A 17,881-nucleotide genomic window follows, 5' to 3' on the forward strand; every position below is an offset into this window, starting at 1 on the left:
CCTAGGTCAGCGTTTTCTCCCATGGTGCAGGTATCAGGCTGTCCTTGCGCGACGGTCAGTGTGATAATCAGTGGATGCCGCAGCGTAAGAAAAATGAGCTGCGTTCTATTCTAAAACCTCATCATCTAGCAAGGCACGGCATATGACCCCCCAGCGTAAGCAGCTTGCTAGGACTATGTTTCAGCTGAAAGTTTATCGCTCGGACGGTTTTGAGTATGAGAACCTTTTCGGTCAGATCATGGGGTATGCAAGGCCTCGTTTCCGAAAGGTAAAACCATACGGTAACCAGGGAGATCGTGGGAATGATGCCTATGAGCCTGATATAGGGCGGTATTATCAGGTATTCGCGCCAGAAAATGTAAAAGCTAGTAAGTCTGCGGCGATCAAAAAAGTTCATACCGATTTCGCGAAAAAATTACTTCCATATTGGGGGGGATTTTGCGTGCCAAGAGAGTACTTTTTTGTTCTCAATGATAAGTATGGCGGCACCATATTAGAGATCGAAAAGGTTCTAGCGAATCTTAAGGTCGTTCATGGGCTAGCTGTAGCTGAATGTTTCTTGAGTAGCCATCTAGAAGATGAATTCATCAAGCTAGATGAAGATATGATTTTTATGGTTGTTGGAGGCATTCCAAATATTGATAGCTCCGACTACCTAGACTACACAGTCTTAGCTGGCGTAATTAAACACATACTTGAAACTCCTTCACCCTTCAGCAGGAATTCGAAGCTGATAAGCCCAGACTTTGACGAGAAAATTGTTTTTAATGATCTGGAGCATAATGGCGATTGGCTTAGAGCTAAGCAGCGGGAAGTCTGGCAGATAGACGATTATTTTTCTAAAAACAGTGATTTTGCAAAGCAGACTTTACGAGACTCATTGGCAGCGTACTATGCTGAGAGCGTTATTTCCGTTCCCTCCGCGTCCGCCGGAAGCTCCGCTGGTGACTTGCGATTCGCCTACATCTTAGAGAAGATAGCACCGCACCATCCTTCCCCTTCGGTTGACCGACTGAGAAAGGATGCAGCGCTGGTGCTTATGTCTAAATATTTCGAAACGTGTGATATTTTCGAGGAGCCAAAAAATGTTTTTGCCAGCTAAACACATCACTTTTGCTGAGTCGCTTCTCGGTCTTGGGTCATTTGTACTGGCGAAGCTATCCGAACCTATGACTGTTGATCAAGTGTGGCGAGTGTTTGAGCGAGATTCAAAAAACTATCCGTCTTATCAAAATTTCGAAAATTTAGTTCTCGCGATTGATGCTCTATATGCCATTGGAGTAGTGAGTATTAATGAATATGGTGAGCTTGAACGGCGGGAAGTGGATGTTTCTATATGCGCTTAATTGAGCTGTATGCTAATCGCTCTAGCTTCAAGCGCGTAAAGTTTAATGAAGCCGGTGCGTCTTTAGTGGTCGGCTCGCGTAGGGATCCTCTGCATCTAGATGATGATACAAAGTCTTATAACGGAGTAGGCAAATCGCTTCTTGTAGAAATAATTCATTTCTGCCTAGGAGGAAGTACAAGCAAGGCGTTCAAGGAGCACTTGCCCGGGTGGGAATTCACCCTGATTACATTGTTGGGGGAGCGTCAGGTACAGATTGTCAGGTCAACTAGTAAGCAAGGAGAAGTTTACATTGATGGTAAGGCTCTAAAGTTAAAAAGCTACACGGATTTTTTGGCCAGGAATACGTTCCAGTTTTCGGACTCCATCAGCAGTAGCCAGCTCACGTTTAGAGCGCTTGTTTCACGTTTTATTAGACGTGCAAAGTCTGATTACAATGACCCTAGAATTACGACTTCTGATAGGGAACCCTATACTGTCCTTTTGAGGAATCTTTTTCTATTAGGTGTAGACGTTTCTCTGATTGAGAAAAAATTCCAGCTTAGATCTCGGCAGACGCAGCTTGAGCTTTTTGAGAAGAATTTCAAGGCAGACCCATTTATCAAAGAGTATTACACCGGTAACAAAGATGCGTCATTGCAGTCTGGTTTCCTCGAAGAGCAAGTTGCAAGACTCTCTAGTGATTTAGAAAAATTCACCGTTGCGGATGACTTTTACGATATTGAAAAATGGGCGAACCAACTCGCAGCTGAGTTAAGGGAGCTTAAGAATCGGCGGGTGATTGCAGAGAACGCGATAAAAAATATAATTCGAAGCTTGGAAACTCGAAATGATATCCCACTCGAGACTATCAAGAGCGTCTATGGGGAGCTGCTCAGTGCATTCAAGCCTGAAGCTTTAAAAAGCCTTGCGGAAGTCGAAGCGTTCCATAAAAGTATTATAAAAAACCGCGTCGCCCGCCTCAGCCAAGAGCGAAGCCGTATAGAGTTAGAGTTGAGTAGTATTGATTCTGACATTAAGGTAAAAAGTCTAGGTCTTGATCAGAAGCTCTCTTATCTTTCAGATAAACGAGCGTTAGATCAATATGCTGCAGTCAGCGCTCAGCTATCGGATGTTAAAGCAAAACTACATAAGCTAATGGACTATCAACAACTGCTACATCAGAGTAGAGAGGAAGCTGCTCAGGTCAAAATATCGTTGGCCGAACAAAATATAAAAACAAATACATATCTTGATGATACTGATGTTGAGCGCCGTGAAAAACTCTCGGTATTTTCGAAGCTCGCAAAACGGTTTTATCCGGAAGCTCCCGCTGGAATTGTTTTGAATAACAATTCTGGGGACAATAAGATTCGCTACGATTTTGATGTCCGTATTGAAGCTGATGGATCAGATGGTATAAATGCCGTTAAGCTTTTTTGCTATGACTTAACTGTAGCGATATTACGAGCAAATCACAATGTACGGTTTATTTGGCATGATAGCCGTCTCTTTAGTGATATCGATCCAAGGCAGCGTGCAGTTCTGTTTCAGGTGGCGATGCAGCTATCTAAACAATATGGCTTCCAATATATAGCGACTGTCAATGAAGACCAGATTGATACAATCCTTCCAGAACTGTCCGAGCAACAAAAGCAAGAGCTTTCTGAAAGTATTGTTCTGAAACTAAGCGATGATGGCCCTGAGGGTAAGCTTTTAGGGCTTCAGGTGGATATGCATTATCAGTAATTTTTTGTCTGTCCTTAGGATGATTGTGTTTAAAAAAATAGCGACCGCCCTAATGGTATTTATCGTATCAGGGCTACAGCTCTAAGTGTCTGTTATTGTTAGGTTTTGGTTTGAGCGGTGCTGAGTGATAGGGTTAAGCAGCGTTTTTTGGCGTTGAATAAACCGGTAAAATTCGTGCATGGCGATGGATCATCCATCCGAGGCGGATTTGATGAAAAATAATGATCATGGTGGCCCGTACTCTGCCTTTAATTGTTTGGTATTTGTAGTAAAGGCGATGGCTTCCGGAAGAGAGCTCATCCGGAAGCACCACACTTGATGTTTTTGTTGCGAACTTTGCTTCTGATTGCAAATGCCTTTGTCGTTTATTGTGAGATTGCTGAAAAGTTTATTGTCTTCATCACGCCACCAGTTGTAATGCAGCGGAAAGCGCTCGTTGCTTGAGGGACGCCCCTTGTCCGAACCATGCAGAGTCTATCCGATACTCAGTGCTTCTAGCTCGGCGTTCGTGGTCAATATATTCCGTCACCGCATTCAGAAGACCCCAAGCCGTACCGTTAGCGGAAGGCATGGTTGCACCTCTTCCAGCACCCTCGTAGAGGTTCTGTACTCTACGAAGAGCACGCTCATTAGGTATCACTTCTGGTATGGTTTTTTCTGGTGCAGTGCCACAAAGCACATTCATGAAAAAGCCGATAGCCTCATGCCATTGCACCTTGCGTTCCGCCAATGCTTGCATGCGGTACATGAACTCGTCCCACTGAGAGACTGCGACGCCCAGTTGCTTCTTTACTGCCTGCGGATCGAAGCGAGTATTATGCGGGACTTTGATTGCAGAAGGGCTACTATCTAGGGCGATGGCCAGGGTGTTATTGCAAACTACACGCACGGTGGTAGGCGTTGCGGTTGTAGCCAAGGTACCATCACAGGAGGTGGCTAGAAGCAAATAACAATTCACCTGGTCGGTACCCTTCAATGTCGCACCTTGTCCAGTACGGGCCAAAGCCCAGAACTTACGACCGCCTTTTAGCACTCCAGCAGTTTCCAATTCGTAGCCTGAGACTTCGGTAAGATCCCTGTAAAACTCCAATACCTCACGCGGCTGCACGACCTGGTAGCGCTGAGAAACCACTGACAACGGCGCCTTAGTGTCTGAGCGGTAAAGTACTTTCTGTTCAGGGTAGGTATGAATCGACCCTACAACACCGACGCTGTTGGACTTGAAATGGACTGGACTGTCCTGAATTTTCCAGTCCATGCCTGCTTCACGCTGCCATACTTCAATAGGTTGTTTTTCGGATAGTCTGTTTCCAAGGCCGTGCCATGGGGTAGCTCCGGTGTACGCCATATTTGCAATTAGGTGCGACATTATTTTCTCCCGACAGACATAAAAAAGGCCAGACATATAGTCTGGCCTCTTGTGAGTAATTACCGCGCCGCTTGGTACAATTATTGGGGGCTGGAGCGGGTCGTATTTAAGTGTTAATTCGAATACGTAAACTCGCCAGTATCTGTGGTTAGAGTAACTTCCCGAATATTGCAGCCGCCATTAGCAAATATTTTTAACTCGCCGCCGAACAGAATGTCTACCGGCATTTGATAAACAGATCTGCCGATGCAATTGCCCCTGTTTATTGTGTATCCCAGCAATTTTACTTTGTCAGCGACTGAGGTGACCACTATCGTTGGGACGCCTTGCATTTCGCCAACAGATATTTCGAGTGGTAGTTTATCCGCTTTTGAGCAAGCCGATATGGACATTAGCGTGGTCAATAGCAAAGGACCGAATATAGGTCTCATCGTCTCTCCGAGATTGGTCTAGACCCAAAAGAAGTCTGATAAGTGCGGCGGTCGTACGTGTTAGTTGCAATTACGTTGTGCTTGGAAGTCAAAGTCACGAATCTTTCCCCACCCTACGATTTTTCCAGCGTTGACCTGTGGGTCGGCCAGCGAATAGTCCGGAACCGTAACGAGCTTAATAAAGCCTTTCTCTTCAGCGCTGATTTGATAAGCCTCCATTGAAACAAGCGGCTTGATAGCTGCCTGTGGTGACGGCTGATCAGAGATGTCGATGGCATGTACAAACGACAGATTGCCGTTGGGTAGGATTTTGGTTTTCGGGAATACGCATTGGCCAACATGGCTTGAGGCATTTGCACCACTCGCCGCGAGGAAACCTATCACGATAAAAGAAAGTACCTTTTTCACATTACTCCTTAAGACGGCTCAAAATGGGTCGTAAATACCGTGGCCGTATAGGCATCATATCTACACCATCGTCGCCATGACAAGAGTCTCCGGTGCGCGCGACGAAGATGCTAACCTGGCCCGGTTCGGGGTAGCGGTGCGTGCTCGACGCAACGTCCTGTGCCTCTCTCAAGAGGCGCTCGCCGATCTTGCGGGGATTGACCGGTCCCACATGGGGAAGATTGAACGAGGGGAAAGGAACGTCACGTTCCTGAATATCGTTAAGATCGCAGAATCCTTGGCCTGCAAGCCTTCGGATTTGCTGAACGATGCAGGACTGTAGGCTCTGAATTGGGCTATACACGGCTGCTGAAGCAGAAGCCGCAATCCAAGCATTCGAAGTTATCAAGCACTTCTTCGTCGACGGCCTGGCCCAACTTCGCTCCTGCGACCCCGCCCGCTGCCCCGCCCAACAGCCCGCCAAAGATAGCGCCAGCTACTGACCCTAACGTCAGTCCGATAGGACCCGCGAATGAGCCGATAAGCGCTCCTGCTTCGGCACCGCTCATTGCGCCGGTCAAGCCTCCAACGGCGCCCGTGACGCCCCCTACAGCACCCCCTACCTTTTTCCCGTAGTTCTTCGTTTTCACGTGAGTGGAATCGCAGCTTGAACAAATCATTTTTTATACCCTTAGGTGATGTTTTGATTGGTCGTGAAAGCGGTGGTTTGCTAATTCAAATGAAATTGCCAGCTCTCAGATGGGTGATATATGTCCAATTTTTTCTAGGCTGGCTTCTCAGCTGGGATTACCAGCGTAGGCCCAGGTTGGCGGGCTAAGGATCTAACTTTAGGGGAGGTAGGAACCAATTTTGCGAGCTGGAGTGCTCTGGCAGAGGCCACGTCGACACCGATGGATGACAGCGCTCCAGGTTGGGCTGCGCGATTGGTTCGCTGCGGTAAAAAAATACACGGCAGCGCTTGGCTACGCTCCGGTAGGACAGTCGCATAAGCTGGAAACACACCCAACTTGCGGCCTATAGGAGACAGACATGAAAGCTGCCACTGGCGACGTTTTGAAGATACTGCGCCTGCGTCAGGTCCAGGACCGGATTGGCCTTAGTCGCTCCACGATCTACGATCGCATGGACCCAAATTCACCTCGCTTCGATAGCACGTTTCCCCGTCCTGTGAAGTTAGGCGCATCTGCTATTGGCTGGTTTGAATCTGCTATCACTGAATGGTTGAAGCAACGTTTTAGCCAGTAGCGTTGGAGGGCGCTAGGTACTAACTTTAGTTTTGATTTTTTATAGCTATGTTGAATTGTTTGTGTCTTGCTGGCGGAATATTGCTTGTTGGTACGATTATTCATATTTCGAATTTAGGATCTTATGTTATTACCCTGTAGGGATAAGCACCTGAAGGTGTATGGTTTTGATGTCGTGGAGTGCTCACCCTTCAAAGGGGTGATGGCTTCTTATCCGATCATTACATTGAAACAAGAAAATGCTAACCCCAGAAGAAATCCTGAATTCCCATATTGACGACCTCCTGTTAGAGTCGGTTACTTCTGATAAAACGTCCCAAGACTTATCGAATGCTATAAATGCGATCGGGGACCTAGCGAATGTTGTTGCAGCAACAAAGCTGATAGCTGGTTCAAGTGGCACGTTGTTCAATACGTCCAAGAAAGGAATTAAGCAGGACCGTAAAGTCAAGTCGTTGGCGGCCTCTATTAAAGCAGCAATAAGCATTGACTATGACAAATTCGACACCCTATTTCCATATAGCGAACTGAATCCGTACTTTGGAATCTTCAAAAAGCAAGTCCAGGCTCTTGAACTGAATCTCCTAGAGGAAAATAAACTGCTTCATCCTATTAGCGAGGAAGAATCAGAGAGCTCTGCGGTAAAGCTGAATCAATTTGTTGATAATGTTCGCCAGGCAGCTAAAGCGCAGGCGTTTGTGAAGGAAATTCGGCATCACGCTAGGAACTCAAATAAGAACCAAGCAAGTCTTAATGCTTTTATAGATAAGCTGTTTTACCACAAATCTAAACTCCGTGTAATTCGCGTCGATTTGGAGTATGGGCGAGAGCATGGTCTTGATAGTGATGCACCTATAAAGTACGAAGAGGCGGTCAGGCATCGAGAGGTTTTAATTAGTGACTTGAGGAAGCGTTTATATAAAGGCTCTTTCGTCGGATTCGTTTGGAAGCTCGAGTACGGTTTGATGAACACGTTTCACTACCACATGCTGATATTTCTAGATGCCTCTAAGGTTCGTGGAGATATTAACGCCGGATGGCGAATTGGTCGTCATTGGGAAGATGTAGTTACAGGAGGGAAAGGGAGATTTTGGAACTGTAATGCGAACAAGAGTGGCTATCGGGAATGTGGGATAGGAGAAATACCACACAGCTCTCCAGAGCTAATGGCCAATTTAAAAAAAGCAGCGAGTTATCTGGTCAAGGCTGACTACTATATTCGGTCTGCGATACCTGGGAAAGGAAGGGCTTTCGGGAAAGGAGCTGAAATCCCTAAAGTTAAATCTAATCGCGGTCGTCCAAGAGAGAAATAAAAATGGCGCCCTAATTAGGGCGCCATTCTTATTTCTGATCTCTCATTTTACTTTTGCAGGTGCAGCATTCGCTTTGTAAGCCTCAATTATTTCCGGGTTTCCTGTGCTTTTTAGCCACTTGTCTGCTGTCTCATAAACGTCAGAAATTACGACCTTTAGCTCGGGAGCGTTCGATATAAATGCTTTTAAATCTTCATGGATTGCCTCGACAGCTTGCTTCTTAGTGCGCCATCCTCCAATAGGCTTACGATCTCTCAGCAGTTCAATCATGCGATCACGAATCGGACGATATAATTCGCTAGTTGCTTTGCCGCCTTTTTGCCTACCCGGTTCTCCATTTTTTAAGACTCGTTGAGCTTCTTGTTCCTGATGAACTATACCTGCGGCTGATTCCGCTGTTGCTATCAGGTAGCTAACGTTGCATAGCAGCGGCCACACCGCCGTCTCTTGAACTTTATGAACCTTCTTTTTCGCATATATGAATGCGACGGAAGATTTTTTAAACAGAGCTTGATAACGGACTATTATATTTTTAGAAAATATTGCATCAGCATTTATGTCTGCTAAGGTATCTTGAGTGAAAACACCACTCTCGATTTCTTGAGTAAGCTTGTCTAGGTACTTATCGAGATTCTCAGGGTCATTAATGGCGAGGCTTACTTCTTGTAGCTTTTCATATTGCCACTGGATGGTATCTGCTAGTCCTCTAGGAATGTTTGGGAAAAAGCTGTCACGTGGAAGCTTGTTAAGTTCGGTCATTATTGGTCCACTTCGTTAAGAGCCTAGCCTAGCCTAGTTATACATGATTAAGCGTCGTTTATTAATGACGGCGGTTAGCGAATAGACAACTTCAGTCTGGTCTCGCTCGTCATACGCTAGCGCTATCTTACAACCTTGGTGAGAATGATGGGGATTTACGCGCCTAGTCCCAATTTAAGACCGGCAACTATGCCTGGAAAGTCCCGCGCAATTGATGTAATGCACCGCCGAAGTTACTGCGTTACCGGGCTATATCCAGATTGTCATTGATCGCGGACATCGAAAGGCTTCCGATAGCAGCTTCCTGAATATGCTCGCTCCACCATTTCATCATTGGCCTTCGGCGTTCGATGTAATCAGCCCGGTTATAGGCGCTGCGCACCTCATCTTTGTCCACGTGAGCCAGCGCGACCTCGATTAGTTCAGCATCCCACCCGTGTTCGTTGAGGATGGTACTGGCCATCGAGCGCATGCCGTGGCTAACCAGACGGCCTTCGAACCCCATACGCTTCAGAGCCATGTTCGCTGTTTGGCTGTTGCAGTGGGTACGGGGATTGCGATCAGCCGGGAAGACATACTCGCGGTGCCCACTAAGCGGCTTTATCGCGTGCAGGAGCCCCAGAGTCTGTTCCGTGAGCGGGATGATGTGTGTGCGCCGCTTTTTCATTCGCTCTGGCGGTATTGTCCAGATCTTCTTCTCTACGTCGATGTCTTCCCAGCGTGCTGTAGCTGCCTCCGCCGGACGAGTCATGGTGTGAAGCTGCCATTCGATCAGACAGCGAGTAGTCCTTTTTATGCTGGCATTGGCAACTGTAACCATGAGTTCTTTCAGCTCATCGGGCGCAAGTGCCGCCATGTTTTTCTTTTTTGGTTTCTTAAATACGGAGCGAATCCCGCTGAGGGGGTTCGAGTGAATCAAGCCGGAATTCACCCCATAAGTCATGATTTCGTTCAGGCGCTGGCTCAGTCGCTTCACGGTTTCAAGGCTGCCTTTGGTCTCAAGTGGCCTAAGCAATTTGATGACCGCCGGAGCAGTGATCCCTGAGATCGGGGTAGCGGCCAAGTCGGGAAAGAGGTGCAGCGTGAGCGACCGCCAGATGTCTTCAGCATAAGCAGTAGTAACCGAGTCTTTCTTAAGCTCGAACCATGCAGTTGCTACGTTTTTAAAGGTATGTTCCGTAGTCGCTCTTAATGTTTGACGATCTTCGTCACGCTTCGCTTTCGGATCGAGCCCCTGCGCCACCAGCTCCCTGGCCTCGACCGTCCGTTTCCTGGCTTGGGCCAAACTCACCTCCGGAAACGTACCCAGCCCCATATTGATCCGCTTTTTGGTTACTGGGTGAATGTAGTTAAAATTCCACAGCTTTGAGCCATTGGCTCTCACTCTCATCTGAAGGCCGTCGCCGTCGGTGAGGATGTAGTCTTTTTCCTTTGGTTTCGCTGCTTTGACTTTGACATCTGAAAGCCGCGTAGCTTGGGCACCCATGAGAATCTCCGATACTGCGTGTATTCCAAAAAATAGCAGTCGTGGGCTTGGAATACCACGTGGAATACACGAATTGTAGGATGAGCTCAGACACCATCGGACCCCTTTGGACCTTAAACTCCTGTATTTACTGGATTTCAGGCACAAAAAAAGACGCCCTTGGACGTCTTTAGATGTAAAAGTGGTGGAGCCGGGGGGATTTGAACCCCCGTCCGCCAGTACTCCGCTGTCGGTACTACATGCGTAGCCGTGTCTATTAAGTTAACCCTCAGCGACCCGACGGGCAGGGTGCTTTGGGCGAGCTGTGTAAGTTTTAGCCGATTCGTCCACAGCGTACTGCACGGCGATTCTGTTCTATATGACAATCATTTTGGGTTTACAGACATCCCCTGATGATTGCTGGAGCCGAAGCTACCAGAAGTGCGGCTAGGCTGCTTACGCAGCTAGTTGAGCACCGTAGTTTTCGTCATTGGCAACTATAGAAAGTTGCAACAGTGGATTTACGAGTTCTGTTACCAACTCGGCATGCACCTAAAGTTTCATCACCGGCGTCGAATCCAAATCGGCCCCGAGACTGCTTTCGCAATCGCTGGGCCGCAGTGTACGCCGATTGGCGTGTCACGTCGACCCGTTTGCTGCAATCGATCAGGCTAGCCGGGTGGCGGGCCTGATCGAGGGGGGTTACTTGGTGCCTTCGCTGCCTGAGCCGGTGTTTTTCAGCGAGGTGATCACCTTGGTGGTGATTTCGACGCATTTTTTCTCGTCGTTCTGAGCTTGAGCCGCTTTGGCGTTTTTCTCAGTGGTTTCTAGCATTGTCTTGTTTTCCGGGCTCAGGTTGGTGCCGGAAGAAACCTGAGCATTTTCGATCGTTTTGATGTTTGCAGCGCACAAATCATCGGCGGCAAAAACCGGCGAAGCCAACAGGGCGGCGCTGAGGAACAATCCAGTGAGGGCGGTACGCATCATGTGTCTCTCCTTATAACCTGTGGACTCGGTATGGCCGGTCGTTGAGGCCGTCGCCCGAGGGTTTGAAAGCCCGTTCATGTTCAGGGCCTAAAGGATTGACTGTGCTGTAGCGCAGGCGTTCTATTTTATTTTCAGACAGATGCGAAAAAGCCACATTGGGCGGTTAAGGCACCAAAGTGGGGCGATCTTCGCGTTGGGGTTGTGATTGTGCGGGGTGGATGAGAGGCGGATGGATTGAAGGTGCGCGGTGCCAAATGCCCGTTCAAGGCATTCGGCACAGGCAAGGAGTTAGTCGTCCTTGCCCTTGGAACGCACGGCACGCTGCAGCTCACGGTCCGAGTCGCGTTCACGCTCGGTGTGGCGCTTGTCGTATTCCTTTTTACCTTTACCCAGCGCGATTTCGCACTTGATCAAGTGCTCCTTCCAGTAAACGGAAAGGGCCACGCAGGCATAGCCTTTCTGTTGAACCGAGCTGGTGAGCTTTTCGAGCTCGCGCTTGTTCAGCAGCAGTTTTCGGGTGCGTGTCGGGTCAGCGATGACGTGCGTGCTGGCAGTCTTGAGAGGCGTGATGTGGCAACCCATCAGCCAGGCCTCGCCATCCTTGAGCAGCACGTAACTGTCGACCAGCTGTACCTTGGTGGCACGCAGGCTTTTTACTTCCCAGCCAGCCAGGACCAGACCGGCCTCGAACTTGTGTTCGATGAAGTAATCGTGACGCGCCTTTTTATTTTGCGCGATGGTCCCTGTAGGGTTTTTCTTGAGCTTAGCCATAGGGGGCGCATTATAGGGAGTTGCATCAATGTCGGCTATGGGAAAGCGCGTGCTTGAGCACAAAGGTTGAATCCCGGACAATGCGCGATCTTTTTTGGCTGGGCGTTTCGATAATGTCGACGGACAAGGTTTCAGTCCACGGTAGCTGGGCAAGCCGCTGGGTGTTCATCCTGGCTGCCACAGGTTCTGCCGTGGGGCTGGGCAGCATATGGAAATTTCCGTACATGGTCGGTGCCTATGGCGGCGGTGCATTTGTACTGGTGTTTCTGGCGTGCATCGCGCTGATCGGCATTCCGGTGATGATCGCCGAGACGCTGATTGGCCGTCGTTCCCGACTCAGTCCTGCGAATGCGCTCAAGACGCTGGCGCTGGAGGCGGGGCATTCGGCGCGGTGGTCATGGGGGGCTTTTGCCGGAATGATCACGGCTTTGCTGATTCTCTCCTTTTATAGTGTGGTGGGCGGCTGGTCGCTGGATTACATCATCGACATGGGGCGCGGCGATTTTCAGGGTGTTTCGCCGGATCAGGTCGGTGCCTATTTCGGCGCGGTGATTGCCGACCCATGGCGTCTTATTCTGTGGCACACCATTTTCATGCTGCTTTCGGCGGTGGTGATCGGCAAGGGTGTCGAGGCCGGTCTGGAGAAGAGCCTGCGCATCATGATGCCGATGCTGTTCCTGCTGATGCTGGCGCTGTTGGGCTATAGCCTGACCACCGGGCACTTCATGGAAGGCGTGCATTTCATGTTCGACTTCAATCCCGACAAGGTGTTGGACGGCTTGCTGCCCGCGATGGGGCATGCGTTCTTTTCCCTGAGCGTCGGTGTCGGCTCGATCATGGTCTACGGCGCTTACATGACCAAGGGCGCGTCTATCAGCACCACGGTCGTCGGTATCGCGTTGCTCGACACCTTTGTTTCGCTGCTGGCGGGCCTTGCGCTGTTCCCTATCGTTTTTGCTGCTGGCCTGAACCCGAGTGAGGGGCCGGGCCTGATGTTTGTAACGTTGCCATACGCGTTCGGCAACGTGGCATTCGGGCAGTTGATGGGCGTCGTGTTCTTCGTGCTGGTGGCTGTAGCGGCCTGGAGCTCGGCGATTTCGCTGCTTGAACCCATGGTTGCCTATCTGGTTGAGCGCACCCGTATTCGCCGCGCCTGGGTGACGTTCTGGCTGGCATTTACCTGCTGGTTTGTAGGGCTGGGAACGGTGTTCTCGTTCAATATCTGGCAAAAAGCCAAGTTTTTCGTGAACGATGGAGGTGTATTCCACCTCTACCAGTGGGGCGCATCGACTGGCCTGGACTTCTTTGGAGTCATTGATTTCTTCACTTCGCGGATCATGTTGCCGTTGGGTGGGTTGTGTTTTGTGGTATTCGCTGGTTGGGTGATGAGCCGTGAGACGGTGCGTGACGAGTTGTCGATTCGCAGTCCGTTGCTCTTCAACCTGACGTTTTTTTTGATGCGCTACGTGGCGCCGCTCGGCATTCTTGTGGTGTTTGCCGCTCAGCTCTGGAAATGACGCTCACATGACTACGCATATACAACGCTCTGCTTTACTGCCGTACCCGGCCGGGTTCCTTTATGACCTGGTCAATGATGTGGCTCGTTATCCCGAGTTTCTGCCGTGGTGCTCTTCCGCTACCGTGCTGGAGTCCAGCGAAGCGCAGATGCGCGCCAGCCTGGAAATTGCCAAGGGCGGTCTGAGCCAGAAGTTCATGACGCGCAACACGCTTACCCCAGGCGAGTCGATCGTGATGGACCTGGTTGAGGGGCCATTCGAGCAGTTTCATGGCGTCTGGACATTCAAGCCGCTGGGCGAGAAGGCCTGCAAGATCAGCCTGGATCTGTCCTTCGATTATGCCGGCTCTATCGTTCGCGCCACCCTCGGGCCGCTGTTCAATCAGGCGGCCAATACGCTGGTGGATGCGTTCTGTCAGCGAGCGAAAGAGCTGCATGGCTGAAGCAGTGATTCAGATTGAGGTGGTGTACGCCTCTGTGCAGCGTCAGGTGTTAATGACGCTGGATGTTCCGGCAGGCTCTTCGGTGCGTCAGGCACTGGCTCTCAGTGGCATGGACAGGGAGTTTCCCGAGCTTGATCTGGCGCAGTGTGCCGTTGGCATCTTCGGCAAGGTTGTGGCTGATCCTTCCACGCGGGTGCTGGAGGCGGGTGAGCGAATCGAGATCTATCGTCCGCTGTTGGCCGATCCCATGGAGATCAGGCGTCTGCGTGCCGCCAGGGCACGGGAGAAACGGACGCTTCCCGGCTGAACGCTGACTGAACGAAAGGCACAAAAAAGCCCGGCATGCCGGGCTTTTTGTTGAGCGCTGAGGACTAACGAGAGTTGGTGTCCAGAGGCTCTTGGGTCGGGACAGGTACGGTCTCGACGCTGTCCACGTCTTTCTGGATCTTGTCCAGCAACGAACCTGGCTTGGCCGGCTCTTCAGGCTTCTGCACCGGCTGATTCTCTGCCGGGACAGTGGTATCGCTGCCTTTGCCGAGAATGGCTTCATCGCGGCTGACACCGGGCATGAAGTCGCCAGACAGGCTTACAAGCTGGTCATTGCCGTTGAATATAAGGCTGACACGCTCCTGCTGGCGTTCACCGCCACCTGGCTGCAGGCTGTACAGGTAATCCCACCGATCGGAGTGGAAAGTGTCGGTCAACAGGGGGTTGCCCATGATAAACCGTACTTGCCGTCGGGTCATTCCGGGGCGTAACTGGTCTATCATGTCCTGCGTGACGACATTACCCTGCTGGATGTCGATTTTGTAAACCCCGGGGAATGAACAACCGGCGAGTGCGAGCAGTCCCACGAAGGTGAAACTGGTTAGCAAGAGCTTGGTGTTTTGCATCGGTGGGCGACTTCCACTATCTTGGCTGGGACAACGTAAACCCCGATCATACCTGCATTAAGAGAAGCTGCGAAGCAGCGTCTGCGAGAAAGCTGACCATGGTTGAAAATAGCGAACTACGTAAAGCAGGACTAAAGGTAACCCTACCAAGGGTTAAAATACTCCAAATGCTCGATTCTGCCGAGCAGCGCCACATGAGTGCCGAGGATGTCTACAAGGCGCTTATGGAGGCAAGCGAGGACGTCGGCCTGGCCACGGTTTACCGTGTTCTGACCCAGTTTGAAGCCGCTGGATTAGTGGTGCGCCACAATTTCGACGGCGGTCATGCTGTGTTTGAGCTGGCTGATGGCGGCCATCACGACCACATGGTCAACGTGGAATCAGGTGAGGTAATCGAGTTCTTCGACGAAGAAATCGAGAAGCTTCAAAAGGCTATTGTCGAAAGACACGGCTTTGACCTGGTTGACCACAATCTGGTGCTCTACGTCCGCAACAAGAAGGCGTAAGCCAGACGGCGTAAAAACCAGCACCAAAGGCGACCCCGGGTCGCCTTTGTGCTTTCTGCGGTTCAGCTTTTAGCGGTAACGACCATCTTTTTGGCGTGCGCCAGAGACTCCTTGGTCAGGTCGATGCCCCCCAGCATTCGGGCCACTTCTTCTATGCGCTCGGTCTTGCTGAGTTTGGAAACCGCCGTACGCGTGGCGTCGTTGTCGCGGACCTTGTGCACAAACAGATGCTGATGGCCCTGCGCGGCAACCTGCGGCAGGTGGGTGACGGTCATGACTTGCCCGCGCTCGCCCAGACGACGCAGCAATTGCCCCACGATCTCGGCGGTCGGCCCGCCAATGCCCACATCGACTTCGTCGAATACCAGCGTCGGCACCCGCGAGGTTTGTGCAGTAATGACCTGAATCGCAAGGCTGATACGCGACAGCTCGCCACCCGACGCGACTTTGGCCAGCGCTTTCAGTGGTTGGCCGGGGTTGGCGCTGACCAGTAGCTCTACCTGCTCAAGCCCATGAGGCGACGGTTCTACGTTGGCGTTAGCTTTGAGGTCGATCTGGAAACGACCGCCGGGCATGCCCAGTCGATGAATTTCCTGCTCTACGGCGCTGGCCAGTGTAGTTGCCGAATTGCGGCGCAGGTCGCTCAGTTCGCGGGCCTTCTCCTGATAGTGCCGGGCAAATGCCTGCACTTCGTGCTCCAGGCGTTCGATGGATTCATCATTGGCATTCAGTGTTTCTATTTCATCCAGCAGCTTTTGCTGCAGCGTGGCCACTTCACCTGGCTGAATGCGGTGCTTGCGCGCCAGTGTATAGATTGCATCAAGACGCTCTTCAAGCTGTTGCAGTCTGGCCGGGTCGGCATCGAAGTGATCCAGAAAACGGTTCAGTTCGCCTACCGCTTCTTCTACCTGTATCTGCGCGCTGGACAGCAAACCAGTGGCCTCGCTCAGTGCGGACGGCGAATGGTCGACGCTGCCCAGCCGATGCAGGCTGGCAGTCAGGGCATTGAGCACGTTGCCGGAATCGCTTTCACTGCACTGCTCGACCACTTGTCGGCAAATGCTCAGCAGGCTTTCGGCGTTGGTCAGGTCTTTGTGTTCCTGCTCGAGCTGTTCAAGCTCGTTTTCGCCCAGGCTCAGGCTTTCCAGCTCTTCGAGCTGATAGCTGAGCAGTTGATGGCGTGCGCGCTGCTCGTCCCCTGAATTGGAAAGGCGCTCCAGCTCTTGTCGCGTCTGCCGCCAGCGCTGTGCGGCGAGATGGACCTGACGGGCCAGCTCGGTAGCGCCAGCGTATTCGTCCAGCAGGCGTCGGTGGGTGTCGGTCTTGAGCAGCGACTGGTGCTCATGCTGGCTGTGGATATCAATGAGCAGTTCACCCAGTGCCTTCAAATCTCCCTGAGGGCAGGGCGAGCCATTGATGTACGAGCGTGACCGACCTTCGGCGGTAATGACCCGGCGCAGGATGCAGGGGCCGTCGTTGTCCAGGTCGCGCTCTTTGAGCCAGGTCTGTGCCTCGGGAATGTCGCCCAGGTCGAATGTGGCCAGGATATCGGCCTTGTCGGCACCCGGCCGGACCACGCCGCTGTCGGCACGGTCGCCCAGGGTCAGACCCAGGGCGTCGAGCATGATCGACTTGCCAGCGCCGGTTTCGCCGGTGATGACGCTCATGCCTCGATCCAGTTCAAGGTCTAGGTGTTCGACAATGGCGTAATTGTGTACGGAAAGGTGCACCAGCATTGAGCGGCTCCCGGGCTGTTTGTCTGGTTATTTATACAGTGTTTTATTTGTTGCTGACAATGCCTTCGCTTAGGGTCTGTTCCCGTTTCGACGTAACCCATTGATCTCTATGAGAACAGGCCCGTATTGTTGGAGTTCTCACACAACACCAATACGAGCCTGCAATGCCCCGATTAATGCTCAGTGATGAGCACTGGCCGAAGCTTCGAGAAATTTTGCTGCACGAATCGATCTACAACAAGCGAGATTTGCGCACCACGGTTGAAGGCATGCTGTACCGCATGCGTGTGGGTTGCCCTTGGCGAGACCTGCCGAAAGCGTTTGGAAACTGGAGCAAGGTCTACAAGCGGTTCAATGCCTGGTCTGCTTCAGGCAAGTGGGTCAAGGTGCTTGAGGTGCTGATGACCGATCCTGACATGGAGTGGGTTTTCATTGATGGCAGTTATGTAAAGGCTCATCAGCACAGTGCAGGTGCTGCCAGCACGCAGGACCAGGCCATCGGAAAAAGCCGAGCCGGTAACACCAGCAAGATTCACCTGGCTGTAGACGCTTGTGGGCTGCCCATTGCATTTGACGTGACCGGAGGCCAGACCAATGATTGTTCGCAGGCGGCCTCGTTGATTGCCAAGATGCCCAATGCAGAAGTGATCATTGCGGACAAGGGCTACGACACTGAAGCGATACGCGCTCAGGTCGAGCAGCAAGGCAGCAAAGTGGTGATTCCACGAAAGCGCAATTCTCTGAAAGGGAACGCAGATCTGGACAAAGGGTTATATCGCAATCGACATCTCGTAGAAAACGCCTTTGCCCGGTTGAAGCATTTCCGGGCGGCGGCTTCTCGGTTCGACAAACTCAAGAGAAACTATGAAAGCGTCATAGCAATGGCCTGCGCTTTTCTGTGGCTGCCAATGTGAAACGGGAACAGACCCTAGCTCGATTTGATCGGTTTGCAGTGGTTTTTAGTCGC

General features: G+C 51.1%; 19 protein-coding genes and 1 other RNA gene. 11 read left to right on the forward strand and 9 right to left on the reverse strand.

The annotated features are described in order from the left end of the window. The first annotated feature begins 142 nt into the window (after positions 1-142). The 3 genes from AC4ANK_RS06330 to AC4ANK_RS06340 are packed head-to-tail and all read left to right on the forward strand — an operon-like array spanning position 143 to position 3,073. Positions 143-1,102 (forward strand): ABC-three component system protein, encoded by a 960-nt coding sequence (locus AC4ANK_RS06330; protein ID WP_460383377.1) that lies wholly within the window; start codon positions 143-145, stop codon positions 1,100-1,102. Continuing rightward, positions 1,086-1,346 (forward strand): ABC-three component system middle component 6, encoded by a 261-nt coding sequence (locus AC4ANK_RS06335; protein ID WP_460383376.1) that lies wholly within the window; start codon positions 1,086-1,088, stop codon positions 1,344-1,346. Before AC4ANK_RS06330 ends, AC4ANK_RS06335 begins: the two co-directional genes overlap by 17 nt. After that, positions 1,337-3,073 carry a DUF2326 domain-containing protein gene (locus AC4ANK_RS06340; protein ID WP_460383374.1) on the forward strand — a complete coding sequence of 579 codons (1,737 nt, stop codon included), beginning with the start codon at positions 1,337-1,339 and terminating at the stop codon, positions 3,071-3,073. The genes AC4ANK_RS06335 and AC4ANK_RS06340 overlap by 10 nt, the downstream gene beginning before the upstream one ends. Before the next feature lie 400 nt (positions 3,074-3,473). On the opposite strand, the gene AC4ANK_RS06345 is transcribed toward AC4ANK_RS06340, so the two are convergent. After that, positions 3,474-4,442, reverse strand: a complete 969-nt coding sequence (locus tag AC4ANK_RS06345; protein ID WP_460383372.1) for a DUF932 domain-containing protein — start codon at positions 4,440-4,442, stop codon at positions 3,474-3,476. Positions 4,443-4,933: 491 nt separating this feature from the next. Further along, entirely contained in the window at positions 4,934-5,281 is a 348-nt protein-coding gene (locus tag AC4ANK_RS06350) for a hypothetical protein (protein ID WP_460383370.1), read from the reverse strand. Between the two features lie 76 nt (positions 5,282-5,357). On the opposite strand from AC4ANK_RS06350, the gene AC4ANK_RS06355 reads away from it, so the two are divergent. The 3 genes from AC4ANK_RS06355 to AC4ANK_RS06365 all read left to right on the forward strand — a co-directional run bounded on the left by AC4ANK_RS06355 (position 5,358) and on the right by AC4ANK_RS06365 (position 7,838). Then, positions 5,358-5,603: a helix-turn-helix domain-containing protein gene (locus AC4ANK_RS06355; protein WP_460383368.1), complete on the forward strand. Its 246-nt coding sequence runs from the start codon at positions 5,358-5,360 to the stop codon at positions 5,601-5,603. Positions 5,604-6,310: 707 nt separating this feature from the next. Continuing rightward, positions 6,311-6,526 carry a helix-turn-helix transcriptional regulator gene (locus tag AC4ANK_RS06360; RefSeq protein WP_460383366.1) on the forward strand — a complete coding sequence of 72 codons (216 nt, stop codon included), beginning with the start codon at positions 6,311-6,313 and terminating at the stop codon, positions 6,524-6,526. A gap of 238 nt (positions 6,527-6,764) precedes the next feature. Next, positions 6,765-7,838 carry a YagK/YfjJ domain-containing protein gene (locus tag AC4ANK_RS06365; protein WP_460383364.1) on the forward strand — a complete coding sequence of 358 codons (1,074 nt, stop codon included), beginning with the start codon at positions 6,765-6,767 and terminating at the stop codon, positions 7,836-7,838. A 42-nt stretch (positions 7,839-7,880) separates the two neighbouring features. On the opposite strand, the gene AC4ANK_RS06370 is transcribed toward AC4ANK_RS06365, so the two are convergent. The 5 genes from AC4ANK_RS06370 to smpB form a co-directional block, all read right to left on the reverse strand. Further along, positions 7,881-8,597 (reverse strand): hypothetical protein, encoded by a 717-nt coding sequence (locus AC4ANK_RS06370; RefSeq protein WP_460383362.1) that lies wholly within the window; start codon positions 8,595-8,597, stop codon positions 7,881-7,883. 241 nt (positions 8,598-8,838) lie between these two features. Then, positions 8,839-10,083 (reverse strand): integrase domain-containing protein, encoded by a 1,245-nt coding sequence (locus tag AC4ANK_RS06375; RefSeq protein WP_460383360.1) that lies wholly within the window; start codon positions 10,081-10,083, stop codon positions 8,839-8,841. A gap of 182 nt (positions 10,084-10,265) precedes the next feature. Then, positions 10,266-10,653: a transfer-messenger RNA gene (gene ssrA, locus AC4ANK_RS06380) on the reverse strand. A gap of 111 nt (positions 10,654-10,764) precedes the next feature. After that, on the reverse strand, positions 10,765-11,049 hold the full coding sequence (locus AC4ANK_RS06385; protein ID WP_002555147.1) for a PA2433 domain-containing protein: 285 nt from the start codon (positions 11,047-11,049) through the stop codon (positions 10,765-10,767). 288 nt (positions 11,050-11,337) lie between these two features. Further along, on the reverse strand, positions 11,338-11,820 hold the full coding sequence (gene smpB / locus AC4ANK_RS06390) for an SsrA-binding protein SmpB (RefSeq protein ID WP_002555146.1): 483 nt from the start codon (positions 11,818-11,820) through the stop codon (positions 11,338-11,340). A 113-nt stretch (positions 11,821-11,933) separates the two neighbouring features. Between smpB and AC4ANK_RS06395 the strand changes: the two genes are divergently transcribed. From AC4ANK_RS06395 to AC4ANK_RS06405, 3 genes are read left to right on the forward strand one after another with little or no spacing between them, the layout of a single operon-like run. After that, complete coding sequence (locus AC4ANK_RS06395; RefSeq protein ID WP_029240803.1) at positions 11,934-13,337, forward strand: sodium-dependent transporter; 1,404 nt, start codon at positions 11,934-11,936, stop codon at positions 13,335-13,337. A 7-nt stretch (positions 13,338-13,344) separates the two neighbouring features. After that, positions 13,345-13,779, forward strand: coding sequence for a type II toxin-antitoxin system RatA family toxin (locus AC4ANK_RS06400; protein WP_004656689.1), 435 nt, complete (start codon positions 13,345-13,347; stop codon positions 13,777-13,779). Beyond that, complete coding sequence (locus AC4ANK_RS06405) at positions 13,772-14,086, forward strand: RnfH family protein (protein WP_002555144.1); 315 nt, start codon at positions 13,772-13,774, stop codon at positions 14,084-14,086. The genes AC4ANK_RS06400 and AC4ANK_RS06405 overlap by 8 nt, the downstream gene beginning before the upstream one ends. A 64-nt stretch (positions 14,087-14,150) precedes the next feature. On the opposite strand, the gene AC4ANK_RS06410 is transcribed toward AC4ANK_RS06405, so the two are convergent. Further along, entirely contained in the window at positions 14,151-14,672 is a 522-nt protein-coding gene (locus tag AC4ANK_RS06410) for an outer membrane protein assembly factor BamE (protein WP_002555143.1), read from the reverse strand. A gap of 98 nt (positions 14,673-14,770) precedes the next feature. Between AC4ANK_RS06410 and fur the strand changes: the two genes are divergently transcribed. Next, the gene (gene fur / locus AC4ANK_RS06415; protein WP_002555142.1) at positions 14,771-15,178 is read left to right on the forward strand and encodes a ferric iron uptake transcriptional regulator; all 408 of its coding nucleotides are present in this window, start codon (positions 14,771-14,773) and stop codon (positions 15,176-15,178) included. A 62-nt stretch (positions 15,179-15,240) separates the two neighbouring features. Here fur and recN read toward each other — a convergent pair whose 3' ends face one another. Beyond that, positions 15,241-16,914, reverse strand: a complete 1,674-nt coding sequence (gene recN / locus AC4ANK_RS06420) for a DNA repair protein RecN (RefSeq protein ID WP_002555141.1) — start codon at positions 16,912-16,914, stop codon at positions 15,241-15,243. A gap of 164 nt (positions 16,915-17,078) precedes the next feature. On the opposite strand from recN, the gene AC4ANK_RS06425 reads away from it, so the two are divergent. After that, complete coding sequence (locus tag AC4ANK_RS06425; protein WP_460382697.1) at positions 17,079-17,828, forward strand: IS5 family transposase; 750 nt, start codon at positions 17,079-17,081, stop codon at positions 17,826-17,828. Positions 17,829-17,881: the final 53 nt, after the last annotated feature.

Source organism: Pseudomonas sp. Pmew2, from assembly GCF_058129885.1.